Here is a 16170-nt window from a genome sequence, read left to right as displayed (position 1 = left end):
CTTGTAGAGCGGACAGGATAGCCGAGTGCGATCACAACTCAAGGATGTTGCGTTGCGATCCGGCGCTTTTGCGAGCGATCGACGAAATTCACGCCGCGGTTGTGAGGGGAGGCTGAGCGCTGATGCTACTTCCCGGCAAGTCCACCTGGCGTGCCGCCGACAATGACTCCCGCCTTCTTCTCGATCGGCTTGATCGCAGCAGTGAAATCGGACTCGGCGCCTTCCGCACTGATCACGGTCTCCCACAGCCGCCCGACTGCATCGGCGACCTCCATCGACAGGCCGAGCTGCTTCATCTCCTCCAGCGCCAGCCGCACATCCTTCACCATCAGTCCCGTCGCGAAGCCGAAGTCGAACGTCCGCGGCAGCACCGAGCGCGGAAACTTGTCGCGGCTCGCGGTGTTCATGCCGGAGCCGGAATTGATGACATCGATCATCACGGCGGGATCGAGCCCGGCCTTGACGCCCATCACCACGGCTTCCGACGTTGCCACCATCGCGGTGGCCGACAGGAAATTGTTGGCGAGCTTCATGGTCTGCGCCGCGCCCGGCTTTTCGCCGATGAAGAACACTTTTCCGATCACGTCGAGCGCAGGCTTCAGCAGCTCGAACTCCGCCTTCGGCCCCGACACCATCACCGCCAGCGTGCCCTTCTCGGCGCCGCCGACGCCGCCGGAGACGGGGCAGTCGATCTGCACGATGTTGCGCCTGGCCAGCAGGCCGTGAATCTTCGCCGCCATCGCCGAGCCGACGGTGGAGAGATCGATGAAGCGTTTTGCCCGGCTCCCTTCGATCACGCCGTTCGGCCCCGTCGCGACCGCGAGCGAGGCCTGAAGCGACGGCAGGCTCGCCATCACGGTCTCGACCTGATCGGCAACGTGCTTCGGTGACGTCGCCGCACTAGCGCCGCGCGCGACAAGCTTGTCGACGACCTCCTTGCGCGTATCGAACACGACAAGCTTATGCCCCGCCTCGACCAGCCGCCGCGCCATCGGGAAACCCATGTTTCCGAGGCCGATGAATCCGATGTCCATGGTGTTTCCTTGTTTTGTTTATTCGTTGTTTGGAGTTGAGCTACGCACCACCCCCACTGTCGTCCCGGCGAAGGCCGGGACCCATAACCCCAGGGGGGGAGTCGTTGTGTGAGGGCGGTAACTCCGAGTCCCCATAGCCACATCCGACGGTGGTTATGGGTCCCGGCCTTCGCCGGGACGACGTGGAGAGGGCTTGCGCTCTCACGCCTTCCCATCGAGCTCCGCAAAAACCTCGCGCGCTATCCGAAAACTGTCGACTGCCGCCGGCATGCCGCCATAGATCGCGACCTGCATCAGGATCTCGCGGATTTCGTCGCGGGTGACGCCATTGGTCAGCGCGCCCTTCAGATGCGCGCGAAACTCGTGCTGCCGGTTGAGAATCGCGATCATCGCGATGTTGAGCATGCTGCGGGTCTTGCGCGGCAGTTCCTCGCGGCCCCACACCGTGCCCCAGCAATATTCGTTGAGCATCTCCTGGAACGGACGGTTGAAATCGTCGACGTTCTTCAGCGCGTTGTTGACATAGGCTTCGCCCAGCACCGCTTTGCGGACTTCCAGGCCCTTGTCGTGCATCTTCTTGTCCATGGCGTTTCCTCTACTTCCCTTGCATTTCCCTTGGGAATGACGCCGCGGAAACTACGGGGTTGAGCCGGAGCAGTCACGTCCTCGTGTTATGCGGGAAAAGGGGGATGTCCCGTACAGGAACGGATGCCTCAGTGCTGCCGTTGTGATACGGTTTGCTCGCCCGGGTAACCTGGAGAGTTGATTGAACGGCGGCACCCCCGACCCGTCAGACCCGATCCGCGATGGCGACGCTCTGTCGCGGCTGAAGCTGGCGCAGGCCCTAGACCGGGCCATCTATGCCATCGCATGGGAGCGTGCCTGGCCGAATCTGGCGCGTGTTCTGACCGTCGTCGGCCTGTTTCTGGTGGTGTCCTGGGCCGGTCTCTGGCTGGCACTCCCCTCAATCGTCCGCGCCATCGGTCTCGTCGTTTTCGCTGGCATCGCTGCGGCCGCCCTTTTCCCGCTGATTCGCTTTCGCTGGCCTGCCCGCGAGGAGGCGCTCGCCCGGCTCGACCGCGGCTCGGGCATCCGTCATCGTCCGGCCACCACGCTCACGGATACGCTGACCTCACAGGACCCGGTGGCGAAAGCGCTGTGGCAGGCCCAGCGCGAACGCACGCTGGCCTCGCTCAAGCGCATCCGCGCCGGACTGCCGCAGCCGCGGCTCGCCTTGCATGACCCCTGGGCGTTGCGCGCGCTGGTCATGGTGATGCTGGTCGCGACCTTCTTCGCCGCCGGCGACGAGCGCGCGATGCGGCTGGGCGCCGCCTTCGACTGGAACGGCGTGCTGGCGCCCACGAACGTTCGCGTCGATGCCTGGGTCACGCCGCCGCTCTACACCGGAAAGCCGCCGGTCATCCTGTCTGCCGCCAACAAGGAAGCCACAGCGTTGCCGGCCGCCGGCCCGCTCGCCGTTCCCGCCGGCTCGACCCTGATCGTGCGATCCTCCGGTGGCAGCCTCGATGTCGCCGTCTCCGGCGGCCTCAAGGAAGTCGCGCCCGCGGAAGCCACGCCCAAGGGTACCAACGAGAAGCATTTCACCATCACCGGCGACGGCACCGCCCATGTCCGCGCGCCCTCAGGCCAGCCGCAATGGGCGTTCGCGGCGACGCCGGACCGTCCGCCGACGATTGCGCTCGCCAAGGATCCGGAGCGCCAGGCGCGCGGCGCGCTCCAGCTCGTCTACAAGATCGAGGACGATTACGGCGTCACCGGCGCCGAGGCGCAAATTGCTCCGCGTTCCGGCGACGCAAAAGACGCCAGCAAGGACGGCGACACCAAGACCTCCGACACCAAGACCTCCGACACCAAGACCTCCGACGTGAAGACCGCCGCGCGACCGCTGTTCCAGCCGCCGCAGTTTCCACTGGTGCTGCCGAACGCGCGCACCCGCAACGGCGTCGGCCAGACGGTGAAGGATCTCAGCGAGGATCCCTATGCCGGCGCCGATATTACACTGACGCTCACCGCCAAGGACGAGGCCGGTAACGAGGCCAAGAGCGAGCCGTTCAACATGCGGCTGCCCGAGCGGCTCTTCACCAAGCCGTTGGCGCGCGCCCTGATCGAGCAGCGCCGCATCCTCGCGCTCGACGCCAACAAGAATTCCGACGTCTACACCGCGCTCGACGCACTGATGATCGCGCCTGAGCTGTTCACACAGGAGACCGGCCAGTATCTCGGCCTCTACAACGTCGCGCGGCAGCTCGAGGCGGCGCGCACCGACGACGCCATGCGCGAGGTCGTGGCGAGCCTGTGGGCGCTTGCGGTGACGATCGAGGACGGCAACATCTCCGACGTCGAGAAGGCGCTGCGGGCGGCCCAGGACGCGCTGAAGCAGGCGCTGGAGCGCGGCGCCAGCGACGAGGAGATCAAGAAGCTCACGCAGGATCTGCGGGCGGCGCTGGACAATTTCATGCGCCAGCTCGCCGAGCAGTTCCGCAACAACAAGGATGGCCAGCAGCTCGCCCGTCCGCTTGATCCCAACACCAAGATCCTGCGCCAGCAGGACCTCCAGAACATGATCGATCGCATGGAGCGCCTGTCACGCTCCGGCGACAAGGATGCGGCCAAGCAGCTGCTCGACCAGCTCCAGCAGATGCTGGAGGGCCTTCAGATGGCGCAGCCGGGCCAGTCCGGCGAGAGCGACATGGAGCAGGCGCTCAACGAGCTCGGCGACATGATCCGCAAGCAGCAGCAATTGCGCGACAAGACCTACAAGCAGGGCCAGGACTCCCGGCGCGACCGCCAACGCGGCAAGCAGCAGGGCGACCAGTCGATGTCCGATCTCCAGCAGGATCAGCAGTCGTTGCGCGACCGCTTGAAGAAGCTCCAGGATGAGATGGCCAAGCGCGGTCTCGCGCAGAAGGGCCAGAAAGGTCAGCAAGGACAGAAGGGCCAGCAGGGTCAGCAAGGCGACCAGGGACAGCCCGGCCAGAACGGCGATCAGGACGCCGACCAGGGCGACGATGATGGCGGGCTCGACGCCGCCGACGGCGCCATGGGCGATGCCGGCGGCAAGCTCGGCGAAGGCAATGCCGATGGCGCCGTGGACTCCCAGGGCAAGGCGCTGGATGCGATGCGCAAGGGCGCGCAGAAGATGGCCGAGGCGATGCAGCAGGGCGACGGCGACGGCCAGGGCGATGGTCCCGGCAACCGCGCTGGCCGCCAGCAGAGCGGCGGCAACCAGACCGACCCGCTCGGCCGTCCGCTGCACGGTCGCGAATTCGGCGACGATTACACGGTCAAGATCCCCGGCGAGATCGACGTCCAGCGCGTTCGCCGCATCCTCGAAGAGCTCCGCCGCCGCCTCGGCGACCCCTCGCGCCCGCAGATCGAGCTCGACTATATCGAGCGGCTGCTGAAGGATTTTTGAGAGGCCAGGCTGTCTCCCCAACGTCGTCCCGGCGCAGGCCGGGACCCATAACCCCAGGGAGATGTTTGGCGAAGACTCGTCATCCGGTACTGCTACCGATCGCTAATAGATAGATCACGCGGTATGGGTCCCGGCCTTCGCCGGGACGACACCGTTTTTGTGGGGCCGGCTCGTACTGCTCCAGCAGACTGCTGAGAGAGCTCTCTCCGCCGCTACCCCTTCTTCGCCGCCAGCGCATCCGCAACCGCCGTGCGGATATCCGCCACCGAGAACGGCTTTGTCACGACGTCATGCACCAGCGCGTTTAAATTCGACGCGCGCTCGCGCTGGTCGGCATAACCGGTCATCAGCAAAATGGTCAGGTCGGGAAAATCGCGCGCGACGGAGAGCGCCAGCGCGATGCCGTCCATCACCGGCATCTGGATGTCGGTGAGCAACAGATCGAACGCGCCGTCCTCGCGGGTCAGGATCTCCAGCGCCTCGGTGCCGTCCTGCGCGGTGACGGTCTCGTGGCCGTCCATGGCGATGGCGCGCGCCACCAATTGGCGCATCGAATCCTCGTCATCGGCGATCAAGATTTTTGGCATGAGACGAACCTTGGGACCAATCTCCCGCGCGGGACCCGGCGGGGTCGATTATACGCTGCCGCCGGCAATGTCGCGTCGGTTGAAGAAGCGAACGTCGATATTGCGGCCTTCCGGCGGCGGCGACGCCAGGCGCGACCTGAAGAAGGCGCGCTCACCGGGTTGCAGCACGGTCTGCTCCAGCACCGAATTCCAGGCGTAGATCTCCGCGCCTTGCGCGTCGCGCACCGCAAAACGCAGCCGCGGGATATCGAGCGGCTTCTTGCCCTGGCCGACGATCACACCCTCGATCACCAGCACCTGCTTACCGTCCACGGTCTCGCTCGAGAGTTTGACGTCCTTGAAGGCCAGGCCGCGCAGGTTCACATCAAACCCGACCATCTTGTAGAAGGCTGCCGTCTGCGGCAGCAGTCGCACCATGTCGCTGCGCCAGATCACCAGAGCCAGCACCAGCGCACCCATGGCGGCGCAGGCGGTCGGCAGGCCGACATGGGATTTTCGCCGCGCCGTGGTGGCCGCCGGACGGCTGACCCGTGCGCCGCGACGGGGGAATAGGCCACGGAACCAGGATTGGTGCGGCACGCCTATGCTGTCGTCCTCGGCAGAACGGGCCGCCGCCGACCAATCATCCTCGGTCGCGTCTTCGGTCTGCTGGGCATCCTCGGTGGGCCAGTCGCTGGCGATCGAGGGGCTCTCGACCTCGGGGGTCTCCGCCGTGCTGTCGTCCTTGGCGTAGGAGTTCCACTGCTCGGCGAGATCGGCCTGGTCGTCGGCCTGGCTGGCCGAGGCCATGGCCGGCACGGCCGCCTCCTCGATGGCATCCTCGGGATGCGCCATCCAGGTCTCCTTGCAGCGGGAGCAGCGGACGGTCCGCCCGTTAGCCCCAAGGCTCGCAAGCTTGATGGCGTAGGATGTCGTACAATGGGGGCAGACGATATGCATGGACGAGCCTTGATGCATGGAGAATCTTGGCGATGACCCAATCGCGCAGAACCGGGCGGCCTGGATGCTACAAGGCGACCGTTAACGAACCGGAAACCATAACGGTCGCACAACCCCTTGATCGCATGCGGCGAAACCCTCGCTGGCCGCGCGCCGCGTCCCCCCTCGAACGGAGCTGAGCTTGGTTCGGTTCGAAAATGTTGGATTGCGTTACGGCCTGGGGCCGGAGATCCTGCGCGACCTCAGTTTCCAGATCCCGCCGCATTCCTTCCAGTTCCTCACCGGCCCCTCCGGCGCCGGCAAGACGTCATTGCTGCGCCTGTTGTTCCTGTCGCACCGGCCGACGCGCGGCCTCGTCAATCTGTTCGGTCACGACATCTCGCAGCTCGGCAAGGATGAGATCGCGGACTTGCGCAAGCGCATCGGCATCGTGCTCCAGGATTTCCGCCTGCTCGACCACATGACGACCTATGAGAACGTGGCGCTGCCGTTCCGGGTCATGGGCCGCAGCGAGTCGAGCTATCGCAAGGAGGTCATCGACCTCCTGCGCTGGGTCGGCCTCGGCGAGCGCATGGATGCGCTGCCGCCGATCCTGTCCGGCGGCGAGAAGCAGCGCGCGGCGATCGCGCGCGCGGTGATCTCGCGGCCGCAACTGCTGCTCGCGGACGAGCCGACCGGCAGCGTCGATCCCACGCTCGGGCGAAGATTGCTGCGGCTCTTCATCGAGCTCAACAAGTCCGGCACTGCCGTCATCATCGCGACCCACGACATCGCGCTGATGGACCAGTACGAGGCGCGCCGCTTCGTGCTGCACCAGGGACGATTGCACGTCTATGAGTAGGCCCGACGAGCGCGGCGTGCTGGTCGATCTCGGACAGGAGCGTCCGCAGCTTCCGGCCAGGGCGCGCAACATGTCGCCGATCGTGCCGCGCGCCTCGATCCACGGCCGCGCGCTGGTCGCCGTCGTCGCCATCATGACCTTCCTCGCCTCGATGACGACGGGCACGGTGCTGCTGGTCAGCGCCTCCGCCGCGGAATGGCAGTCGGACGTCGCGAGCGAAATCACCATCCAGGTCCGCCCGCAATCCGGGCGCGACATCGAGCGCGACACCGTCGCCGTCACCGAAGCGATGCGCGCGCAAGCGGGCATCGTCGAGGTCAAGCCCTTCACCAAGGACGAGAGCGGCAAGCTGCTCGAGCCCTGGCTCGGCACCGGGCTCTCGATGGACGATTTGCCGGTGCCGCGCATGATCATCGCCCGCGTGCAGCCTGGCACGGCGCTCGATCTCGGCGCCTTGCGCGCCCGTGTGACGCAGGTTGCGCCAAGCGCCAGCGTCGACGATCACCGTGCCTGGATCGAACGCATGCGCTCGATGACCAATGCCACCGTGCTCGCCGGCATCGGCATCCTCGCGCTCGTCATTGTCGCGACCATCATCTCGGTCTCGTTCGCAACCCGCGGCGCCATGGCGGCGAACCGGCCGATCGTCGAGGTCCTGCATTTCGTCGGCGCCGGCGACCGCTACATCGCCAACCGCTTCCTGCGGCATTTCCTCAGGCTCGGCCTCGAAGGCGGCGTGATTGGCGGCGGCGTCGCCATGCTGCTGTTCGGCTTCTCCGAGTCGATCGCCGGCTGGTTTTCGGGCACCCCGGTCGGCGACCAGTTCGCGGCCCTGCTCGGCACCTTCTCGCTGCGGCCGTCGGGATACGTCGTGCTCGCGGTGCAGGCCGTGCTGATCGGCGCGATCACCGCAGTCGCCTCGCGCCAGACGTTGTTCGCGACGCTGAATGATGTTGATTGAGATGGTTTCTTCCTTCTCCCCTTGTGGGAGAAGGTGGCGCGAAGCGCCGGATGAGGGGTTTTCTCCGCGCATACGAACGTCGAGGCGAATTCGCGGAGACATACCCCTCGCCCGTCTCGCTGCTGTCGCAGCGAGCCACCCTCTCCCACAAGGGGAGAGGGGAAGAAGCCCGATAAACCGGACTCCACTTCGCCTCAAAACGTCTTAAAATCACCCGGGGAAGGGATCACCGACATCGCATGACCTCGCCGACCGACGATCAATCGCCGAACCTGCCGCGCGGCTGGCTGCGCGCGACTGTCGTGTCGACGGTCGCGTTCGTTTTCGTCGGCGCGGCGGCGGGCTTCGTCGCGTTCCTGGCGCAATTGCGCGGCGCCGAGATCGCGCCGGAGCGCAAGGCGGACGGCATCGTGGTCCTGACCGGCGGCTCCTCGCGGGTGTCGGACGCGATGGAGCTGTTGGCGGCCGGCTACGGCAAGCGGCTGCTGATCTCGGGCGTGCATCCGACCTCGACGGCAAGCGACATCTCCCGGACCTTGCCGGAGAACCAGTCCTTCATGACCTGCTGCGTCGATCTCGACCGCACCGCGCTCTCGACCCGCGGCAACGCGGCTGAGGCGCGGCGCTGGGCCGAGGGGCGCGGCTTCAAATCGCTGATCGTGGTGACCTCGAACTATCACATGCCGCGCGCGCTGGTGGAGTTCTCGCACGCGATGCCGGAGACGGTGCTGGTCCCGTTCGCGGTGGTCGGCGACAAATGGCGCGATGAGCCGTGGTGGACCTCGGCCTCCACGCTGCGGCTGTTGCTGTCGGAATATGTCAAGTACATCGCCGCCGAGCTCAGGGTGCGGCTGGAGGATTTCGGGATTGACCTTTCGCCCGAAGTATCGGAGCAGCCTGCGGGCCTGCAATCGAAGCGGCCCACCACCGCACAGGCCAATTGATCGGCAAATTGATCGGATCGTCGATGTTTCTGATTTTCCTGCGCTCGCTGGTCTTCAACGTGCTGTTCTACGCCGTGCTGGTGTGCCTCGCGATCGTGGCGCTGCCGACTTTCGCCATGCCGCCGCGCGCCTTGCTGGCGGTCGCGGGATGGTGGGCGAAGGCCAGCGTGTTCCTGATGCGCGTGATCTGCAACATCAAGGTGGAATTCCGCGGCGTCGAGAAGATTCCGTCGGGTCCTCTGGTGGTGGTCGCGAAGCACCAGTCGTTCTGGGAAACCTTCGCGCTGATGCCGTTTTTCGATCACCCGATCTTCATCCTCAAGCGCCAGCTCATGCACATTCCCGTCTTCGGCCAGTTCCTGGTCAAGATCGGCATGATCTCGATCGACCGCGGCGCCGGCGTGAAGGCGTTGCTGGACATGACACGGCGGGCGCGCGCGGCAGTGCGCAGCGGCCGCCAGCTCGTGATCTTCCCGGAAGGCACGCGCCGCCCGGCCGGTGCGGCGCCGGACTACAAGACAGGCTTTGCCCAGATCTATTCGGCTTGCGGCGTACAATGCCTGCCGGTCGCGCTCAACTCCGGTCTGTTCTGGCCGCGCCGCACCTTCATGCGCTATCCGGGAACGCTGGTGGTGGAATTCCTCGATCCGCTGCCGCCGGGCCTTCCGAAGGACGCCTACATCACGCGCGTGCGCGCTGAGATCGAGGGCGCGACCGGCCGCATCGTCGAAGCAGGGCGGAAGGAGCAGGAGCGTTTGATCGGCTCCGCGCCGAGCTACGCACGCTCTGGCGGCTAGCGATTCTCGTCAGTCGGCGCCGGCGCGCGCAGGGAATGCGCATCGCCATGCAGCATCGTCGCGAGCTGATGCAATTGCGCGTCGCGAAAACCTTCGGCCTCGATCGCCTTCACGGTCGCCGTCACATAGTCGCGGTTGGCACCGGATTGGCCGTGGCCCTGGAGCACGTGGCGGTGCTGCTCGGTGAGCGACAGCCGCCCGGCATATTGCACATGGCCGCGGTCGACGACATAGGCGAGCGCGGAGACGCGCTCACGCGCATCGTTCTCCAGCCACACCGAGCGCATCACCTCGCGATAGACCGAGGTGACCTGCTCGCGCGCCCGCAAATAGGCGACGACGTCGGCGCGGTTCTTCTCGGCGACGCGGAAGGCAATGCCGCGGCAGGCGCCGCCGCGGTCGAGCCCGAGCACCAGGCCCGGCTGCTCCGGTGTGCCGCGGTGCACGAAGGAATAGACGCAGAGCGCGCGGTGCTCGCCGACCAGCCGCGCCTGCACGCGTTCCTCGAATGCGAAGCCCGGCCGCCAGATAAGCGAGCCGTAGCCGAACACCCAGAGGTCGCCCTTGGCTGACGTGACGGAGGGGAGGGTGATTTCCGACATTTCGGGCACGGCTACCAGAACAGCGCCCCCAAGCGAAGCGAATTCTCCGCCTATCGTCCGAGGCCAGCCTCGCTTACATTTGCCATCATCTGGGGTCAAAGGGTCGCCGCATGTCCGATATGACCGTTGCCGCAGGCCGGCGCTCCCGTTGGGGGCTGTTCATCGCTCCCGTCCTCCTCCTGATCCTCGCCGTCGCCTGGAGCGGCTTCTGGTTCTATGCCGCCTCGCAGGCCGAAGTGGCGGCTGACGCCTGGCGCGCGCAGGAGGCCAAATCCGGTCGCATCTATGACTGCGCCAAGCGCTCGATCGCGGGCTTCCCGTTCCGCTTCGAGGTCCAGTGTTCCGGCGCCAGCGTCGCCCTGGTCTCGCAGAATGCGAGCAAGACGCCGTTCACGGCCAAGCTCGACAACATCCTGGTCGTCGCCCAGGTCTATGATCCCAAGCATGTCATCGCCGAATTCTCGGCACCGGCAACGCTCACCGACGGTGTCACGCAAAACACCTTCGTGGTGAACTGGAGCAAGGGCCGCAGCAGTGTGGTCGGCCTGCCGGCGATCCCGGACCGCGCCTCCATCGTGTTCGAAGATCCCACCATCAACCGACTCGATGGTGGCGTGCAGGTGCCGCTCGCGCGCGCAAAACAGGTCGAGCTGCATGGGCGCCTCGCGGATGGATCGCCGTCCGATCATCCCATCATCGAGACCGTGCTCCAGATCGCGCAGGGCAGTATCCAGGGCGTGCATCCGCTGCTCGCCGAGCCGTTCGAGGCCGACACGCGCGCCAAGATCACCGGGCTCTCCGATCTCACGCCGAAGCCGTGGCCGCAGCGCTTCCGCGAGATCCAGGCGGCCGGTGGCCATATCGAGATCGTGCAGTCGCGGATCCAGCAGGGCGAGATGATCGCGGTCGCGGCCGGCACGCTCGGCCTTTCGGCCAATGGCCGACTCGATGGCGAATTGCAGATGACGGTGACCGGCCTCGAGCGCGTGATCCCGGCGCTCGGCATCGAGAAGATGCTGGAAGAAGGCGTGCCGCAGGCAACGCTCGATCGAGTCGCGCCGGGCGTGAAGTCAAAGGACCTCAACAATCTCTTCGGCGCGCTCGACCGCGCCGTTCCCGGTCTCGGCAAGGTGATCAAGCAGAACGCCAATGCCGGCGTCGCCGCCGGCATCAATTCGATCGGCACCGAGAGCACGCTCGAGGGCAAGAAGGCGCGCAGCTTTCCGCTCAAGTTCGTCGACGGCGCCGTGATGCTCGGCCCCGTCAATGTCGGTCAGATTCCGCCGCTGTATTAGCAGCTCCCGTAGCCCGGATTGCGCTGCGCTCCATCCGGGCTACGAGCTGACTCGCGGACTCTTCGCCGGATCGTGATTGCGCATCGGGAATGCGGAGCCGCAAAGTCCGCTCTCTCTCCATGTACGGCCGCACGATGAGGCGGCCCGCCCAGGCAGGAGAGAGCCCCATGACGAAGTCCAAGCTGTTCGTTGCCGCCATCGCCATCTCGACCGCACTCGCGACCCCCGCGCTCGCGCAGTGGCAGTCGCAGGAGCCGGCTGCGTTCGAAGCCCAGTATCCGAACGGCGACCGCAACCTCGCGAGCCCCGCAACGCGCGATACGATGGCGTTCGTGCCCTCCGCGAAATCACCGCGTCCCACGGTGATCCGCACGACCAAGGGCAAATAGAAGCCGCCCCCTTGAGACGTTGCGCATCGCGGAGTTGGGCCCGGTCATGTCCCGGCCGGGCCCAATGCGCGCTGCCGAAGGCATGCGGGACAATCGCGCGCGTGCGGATCGGCCAGCCAGCGAAAATATTCCGAACAGGATCGTCAGGAAAACGTGATGCAGAAGATGCGCGCGGCCGAGAATAACAGCAGCCTCATTCAAGTCATTCCACACCAGGGAAGCGTGCACGCGCCGGGGGCGCAACTATCAGCACCTGCTTTCCCAGTGGAGGGAGGCTTACGTGCGGATCATCAATTACGGACTGATGCTGGGACTACTCGCTGCCTGTTCGGGACAGGCGCGTGCCGACGACAATGTCTCAACCGAAATCCAGGCGCTGAAGGCCAAGCTGAAGGAGCTTCAGCAAAAGGTGGATTCGGAGGCGCGTAAGACGCGCCAGGTCGAAGCGGTGCAGGCCAAAGTCATGCCGATGCCGGGGACCTACAAGGCGCTGCCCGTCGAGGCATGTGCGGGCGGCAAGGTCTGCTACAAGGGTATCACGCTGACATTCGGCGGCTGGGTCGATCTCACTGGCATCTACCGTTCGCGCAACATCGCCTCCGACACCGGCTCGGTGTTCAATGCCATCCCCTATCAGCAGGCCCACAATTTCTATGTCCCGGAGACGCGCTTCTCCGCGCGCCAGAGCAGGTTCTCGGTGCTTGCCGAAGGCAATGTCGATCCTGATACGCATCTGGCCGGCTACGGCGAAATCGACTTCGAAGGCGCGGCGCAGACGGCGAGCTCGGTTGCGACCAACTCCTTCAACCCGCGGATGCGGCAGCTCAGTCTCGAGCTCGACCGCACCGATCTTGGTCTGCACTTTCTCGCCGGACAATCCTGGTCGCTGAACGCGCCGACCAAATCGGGCATCGATCCCCGCGGCGTCGATGCGCCCGGCGTGATCGACTTCGAATCCGTTCCGGGATTCCTCGCAGCACGGCAACCCGGCATTCGCGTCTGGCAGGACATCGGACCCGAGTTCAAGCTGGCCGCGTCGGTCGAAAATCCGCAGACCGCCTTCTTCGGCGGCAACGTGCCGACGGTCGGCACGCCTGCGGTGGGTCCGCAGGGCGTGCTCAACCCGAACCTTCAGGTCAATCTGACCGGGCCGGGCGGCAGCTTCTTCAACAACCTCAACAATGTCAGCTTGAACCAGGTGCCTGACGTCACCGTCAAGGCGGCATGGGATCCGCGGCTCGGACCCTACAAGCTGCATGTCGAAGCCTGGGCGCTCTATCGCCAGCTGTTCGATCGCTTCAACGGCGCCAACCACAGCTACGACACCGGCAGTTTCGGCGGCCACGTCTTTGCCGAGCTGATCCCGAAGACGCTCGATCTTCAGCTCTACGGCGCGCACGGTGTGCTCGGACGCTTCACGGCGACGCCGTTCCCCGATGCGGCGGTGGCGCAGGACGGCACGATGCTTCCGCTGACCATCACGGCGGCCGCGGTCGGCCTGATCTGGCACGCCACGCCGAGCCTCGATGTTTACAGCTATGCGGGGCTGGAAAAAGCCAAAGCCAACTTCGCCAATGCCGGGACCGTTCCGTTCGGCTACGGCAACCCGCTCTACAACAACACCGGCTGCTTCACCGAGAACACGCCGGCCGCGAGCTGCAACGGCAACACGAAAGAAGTCCGGCAGATCACCGCCGGCGTCTACGACACCATCTACCAGGGCAATTACGGCACGCTCAAAGCCGGCGTGCAGTACTCCTACACGCAGCGTATCGCCTTCGACGGTGTCGGCGGCGCGCCCAGGACCGACGACAACATCGTCATGACGCAGATCCGCTACTACCCGTTCTAGTCTTCCGAGAGGGACAGTTGTCTGACGGCCTTCTGATCCTTCGGCTCGCGCACGTCGTCGCCCGGCTTGGCCTGGCGATGACGGGCGCGGTCGGCGCCACCTTCGTCGCCGCATTGTTGATGCGGGTCGAACTCCCCTGGTTCGACACGGTCGAATTCACCGCCCTGCTGATCGTGCTCGGAATGACCGGCGCCTATCTCGGGATCGATATCCCGCGTTGGCCCCAGCTTCGGGCGAAGCCCGCGCACCAATCCGCCGCGATCGGTCTTGCCAGCGCGACCGGCACGTTCCTCGCGGCCGGAGCCGGCCTGCTCGCACTCTATGCGTTCGTGTTCGACGAAACCTCTGATCCCAGCGGAAATCTCTTGTTCGGCATCACCTGGGCACTCGGCGTGTGCCTACAGATCGGCGCCGGCCTCGTTGGCCGCCTCCGCATCGCCAAGATGGAAGATCGCCGCTAGTCCGGCTTCTTGCCGAGCTGCGCATGCGGCCGGCCGAAATCGGGCGCAGCCGAATCCTGGCCGATCTCGACGATGCCGCGACGGATCGCGCGGGTGCGGGTGAAATGGTCGAACAGCGCCTCGCCGTCGCCGCGGCGGATGGCGCGGGTGAGTTTTGCGAGATCCTCAGTGAAGGTGCCGAGCATCTCCAGCACGGCCTCCTTGTTGGCGAGGAAGACGTCGCGCCACATCGTCGGATCGGAGGCTGCGATGCGGGTGAAGTCGCGGAAGCCGCCGGCGGAGAACTTGATGACTTCGGACTCCGTCACCTGCTGCAACTCGTCGGCGGTGCCGACGATGGTGTAGGCGATCAGATGCGGCAAATGGCTGGTGATCGCGAGCACGAGATCATGATGATCCGGCGTCATCACCTCGACCTTGGCGCCCATCGCGGCCCAGAACGCGCGCAGGCGATCGGTGGCAGCCGCCTCAACGCCTTCGGGCGGGGTGAGGATGCACCAGCGGTTGATGAAGAGCTCAGCGAAACCGGAATCCGGGCCCGAATGCTCGGTGCCCGCAACGGGGTGTGCGGGAACAAAATGAATGCCCTGCGGCAGATGCGGCGCCATGTCCCTGACAACAGCGCCCTTGACCGAGCCGACGTCGGAGATGATCGCGCCGGGCTTGAGATGTGCCGCAATCTCCTGCGCCACCGGCCCGCAGGCGCCGACGGGAATGCAGAGGATGACGAGATCGGCATCCTTCACCGCTTCCGCGTTGGTCGCGACGACATGGTCGACGATGCCGAGCTCGAGCACCCGCGCACGCGTCTTTTCTGAACGCGCGGTGGTGACGATCTCGCCGGCCAGGCCCTGGAGCTTCGCTGCGCGCGCAATCGAGCCGCCGATCAGGCCGAAGCCGATCAACGCGACGCGCTGGAAATGCGGTGTGACGCTCATTTGCCGGCCACGAAGTCACGCAAGGCCTCGACCACGAGGCGGTTGGCCTCCTCGGTGCCGATGGTCATGCGCAGCGCATGATGCAGGCCGTAATTCTTCAGCCCGCGCAGCACCAGGCCGCGCTTGGTGAGGTAAGCGTCGGCGTCATCCGAGGTCTTGCCCTTGTCGGTCGGGAAGTGGATCAGGACAAAATTGGCGACGCCCGGCGTCACCTTGAGCCCGAGCTTGGTGATTTCCTCGGAGAGCCAATTGCGCCAGGTCTCGGTGAACTGCTTCGACATCGCCTGGTGCGCGGTGTCCTCGATCGCGGCAACCGCGGCATACATCGCCGGCGTCGACACGTTGAAGGGGCCACGGATGCGGTTGACCGCGTCGATGACGTGTTCGGGACCGAACATCCAGCCGATGCGCAGTGCCGCGAGGCCGTGGATCTTGGAGAAGGTGTGCGTCACCACCGTGTTCTCGGTGGTGGCGACCAGCTCGATCCCCATCTCATAGTCGTTGCGAGAAACGTAGTCGCAATAGGCGGCATCGAGCACCAGCAGCACGTGCGACGGCAGGCCGGCGCGCAGGCGCTTGACCTCGTCGAACGGGATATAGGTGCCGGTCGGATTGTTGGGGTTGGCGAGCCAGACCAGTTTTGTCTTCGGCGTCACCGCTTTCAGGATGGCGTCGACGTCGCAGGTGAGGTTCGTCTCCTGCGCGACCACGTTCTTGGCACCGACCGCCATGGTTGCGATCGGATAGACCAGGAAGCCGTGGGTGGTGGAGATCGCCTCGTCGCCGTAGCTGAGATAGGTGTGGGCGAGCAGATTGAGGATCTCGTCCGAGCCGGCGCCGCAGATGATGCGGTTGGGATCGAGCCCGAAGCTGCGGCCGATCGCTTCGCGCAGCACGCGCGAGGTGCCTTCCGGATAGTCTTCCAGATGCGTCGCCACGTTCTTGAACGCCTCGATCGCCTTCGGCGAGGGGCCGAACGGGGTCTCGTTGGCCGAGAGCTTGAACACCTTGCGGCCCGGCTCAGCGACCGGGCTCTTGCCGGGCGTGTAGGGCGCAATATCGAGAATGCCGGGATTCGGCACGGGGCGGGACAT

Annotated in this window: 16 protein-coding genes; 9 read left to right on the top strand and 7 right to left on the bottom strand. The window is 65.6% G+C overall.

Features of this window, described 5'->3' with window-relative positions; all coding sequences use genetic code 11:
* Nucleotides 1-125: 125 nt before the first annotated feature.
* Both UP06_RS20935 and UP06_RS20930 read right to left on the bottom strand, forming a co-directional pair.
* Nucleotides 126-1034, bottom strand: coding sequence for an NAD(P)-dependent oxidoreductase (locus UP06_RS20935; RefSeq protein WP_045005369.1), 909 nt, complete (start codon nucleotides 1032-1034; stop codon nucleotides 126-128).
* Between the two features lie 201 nt (nucleotides 1035-1235).
* Entirely contained in the window at nucleotides 1236-1619 is a 384-nt protein-coding gene (locus UP06_RS20930; protein WP_045005367.1) for a carboxymuconolactone decarboxylase family protein, read from the bottom strand.
* 181 nt (nucleotides 1620-1800) lie between these two features.
* On the opposite strand from UP06_RS20930, the gene UP06_RS20925 reads away from it, so the two are divergent.
* Nucleotides 1801-4470 (top strand): TIGR02302 family protein, encoded by a 2670-nt coding sequence (locus tag UP06_RS20925; RefSeq protein WP_045005366.1) that lies wholly within the window; start codon nucleotides 1801-1803, stop codon nucleotides 4468-4470.
* A 212-nt stretch (nucleotides 4471-4682) separates the two neighbouring features.
* On the opposite strand, the gene UP06_RS20920 is transcribed toward UP06_RS20925, so the two are convergent.
* Together UP06_RS20920 and UP06_RS20915 are read right to left on the bottom strand one after the other, a co-directional pair.
* Nucleotides 4683-5057 (bottom strand): response regulator, encoded by a 375-nt coding sequence (locus tag UP06_RS20920; protein ID WP_045005364.1) that lies wholly within the window; start codon nucleotides 5055-5057, stop codon nucleotides 4683-4685.
* A gap of 48 nt (nucleotides 5058-5105) precedes the next feature.
* A complete protein-coding gene (locus UP06_RS20915) occupies nucleotides 5106-5996 on the bottom strand; it encodes an MJ0042-type zinc finger domain-containing protein (RefSeq protein WP_045005768.1) in 891 nt (296 codons plus the stop codon).
* Between the two features lie 181 nt (nucleotides 5997-6177).
* Between UP06_RS20915 and ftsE the strand changes: the two genes are divergently transcribed.
* The 4 genes from ftsE to UP06_RS20895 all read left to right on the top strand — a co-directional run bounded on the left by ftsE (nucleotide 6178) and on the right by UP06_RS20895 (nucleotide 9539).
* Entirely contained in the window at nucleotides 6178-6837 is a 660-nt protein-coding gene (ftsE, locus tag UP06_RS20910) for a cell division ATP-binding protein FtsE (RefSeq protein ID WP_045005362.1), read from the top strand.
* Entirely contained in the window at nucleotides 6830-7798 is a 969-nt protein-coding gene (locus UP06_RS20905) for a cell division protein FtsX (RefSeq protein ID WP_045005360.1), read from the top strand. Before ftsE ends, UP06_RS20905 begins: the two co-directional genes overlap by 8 nt.
* 239 nt (nucleotides 7799-8037) lie before the next feature.
* Nucleotides 8038-8742 (top strand): YdcF family protein, encoded by a 705-nt coding sequence (locus UP06_RS20900; RefSeq protein ID WP_045005359.1) that lies wholly within the window; start codon nucleotides 8038-8040, stop codon nucleotides 8740-8742.
* A 23-nt stretch (nucleotides 8743-8765) separates the two neighbouring features.
* Nucleotides 8766-9539 carry a lysophospholipid acyltransferase family protein gene (locus UP06_RS20895; protein WP_045005767.1) on the top strand — a complete coding sequence of 258 codons (774 nt, stop codon included), beginning with the start codon at nucleotides 8766-8768 and terminating at the stop codon, nucleotides 9537-9539.
* On the opposite strand, the gene UP06_RS20890 is transcribed toward UP06_RS20895, so the two are convergent.
* Complete coding sequence (locus UP06_RS20890; protein WP_045005766.1) at nucleotides 9536-10141, bottom strand: gamma-glutamylcyclotransferase; 606 nt, start codon at nucleotides 10139-10141, stop codon at nucleotides 9536-9538. The genes UP06_RS20895 and UP06_RS20890 overlap by 4 nt on opposite strands.
* 110 nt (nucleotides 10142-10251) lie before the next feature.
* Between UP06_RS20890 and UP06_RS20885 the strand changes: the two genes are divergently transcribed.
* The 4 genes from UP06_RS20885 (at nucleotide 10252) to UP06_RS20870 (ending at nucleotide 14138) form a co-directional block, all read left to right on the top strand.
* Nucleotides 10252-11436 carry a DUF2125 domain-containing protein gene (locus tag UP06_RS20885; RefSeq protein ID WP_045005357.1) on the top strand — a complete coding sequence of 395 codons (1185 nt, stop codon included), beginning with the start codon at nucleotides 10252-10254 and terminating at the stop codon, nucleotides 11434-11436.
* A gap of 167 nt (nucleotides 11437-11603) precedes the next feature.
* The gene (locus UP06_RS20880) at nucleotides 11604-11825 is read left to right on the top strand and encodes a hypothetical protein (RefSeq protein WP_045005355.1); all 222 of its coding nucleotides are present in this window, start codon (nucleotides 11604-11606) and stop codon (nucleotides 11823-11825) included.
* A 280-nt stretch (nucleotides 11826-12105) separates the two neighbouring features.
* A complete protein-coding gene (locus UP06_RS20875) occupies nucleotides 12106-13677 on the top strand; it encodes a hypothetical protein (protein WP_197087335.1) in 1572 nt (523 codons plus the stop codon).
* Between the two features lie 17 nt (nucleotides 13678-13694).
* A complete protein-coding gene (locus UP06_RS20870) occupies nucleotides 13695-14138 on the top strand; it encodes a hypothetical protein (RefSeq protein WP_045005353.1) in 444 nt (147 codons plus the stop codon).
* Here UP06_RS20870 and UP06_RS20865 read toward each other — a convergent pair.
* Nucleotides 14135-15076 (bottom strand): prephenate/arogenate dehydrogenase family protein, encoded by a 942-nt coding sequence (locus UP06_RS20865; protein WP_045005351.1) that lies wholly within the window; start codon nucleotides 15074-15076, stop codon nucleotides 14135-14137. The genes UP06_RS20870 and UP06_RS20865 overlap by 4 nt on opposite strands.
* On the bottom strand, nucleotides 15073-16170 hold the full coding sequence (hisC, locus tag UP06_RS20860; protein WP_045005762.1) for a histidinol-phosphate transaminase: 1098 nt from the start codon (nucleotides 16168-16170) through the stop codon (nucleotides 15073-15075). Before hisC ends, UP06_RS20865 begins: the two co-directional genes overlap by 4 nt.

The sequence above is a fragment of the Bradyrhizobium sp. LTSP857 genome, from assembly GCF_000938285.1.
In the GTDB taxonomy this organism is placed as follows: Bacteria; Pseudomonadota; Alphaproteobacteria; order Rhizobiales; family Xanthobacteraceae; genus Bradyrhizobium.
The sequence above is the reverse complement of the archived record's forward strand: the minus strand, read 5'-3'. Positions and strand labels throughout refer to the sequence as shown.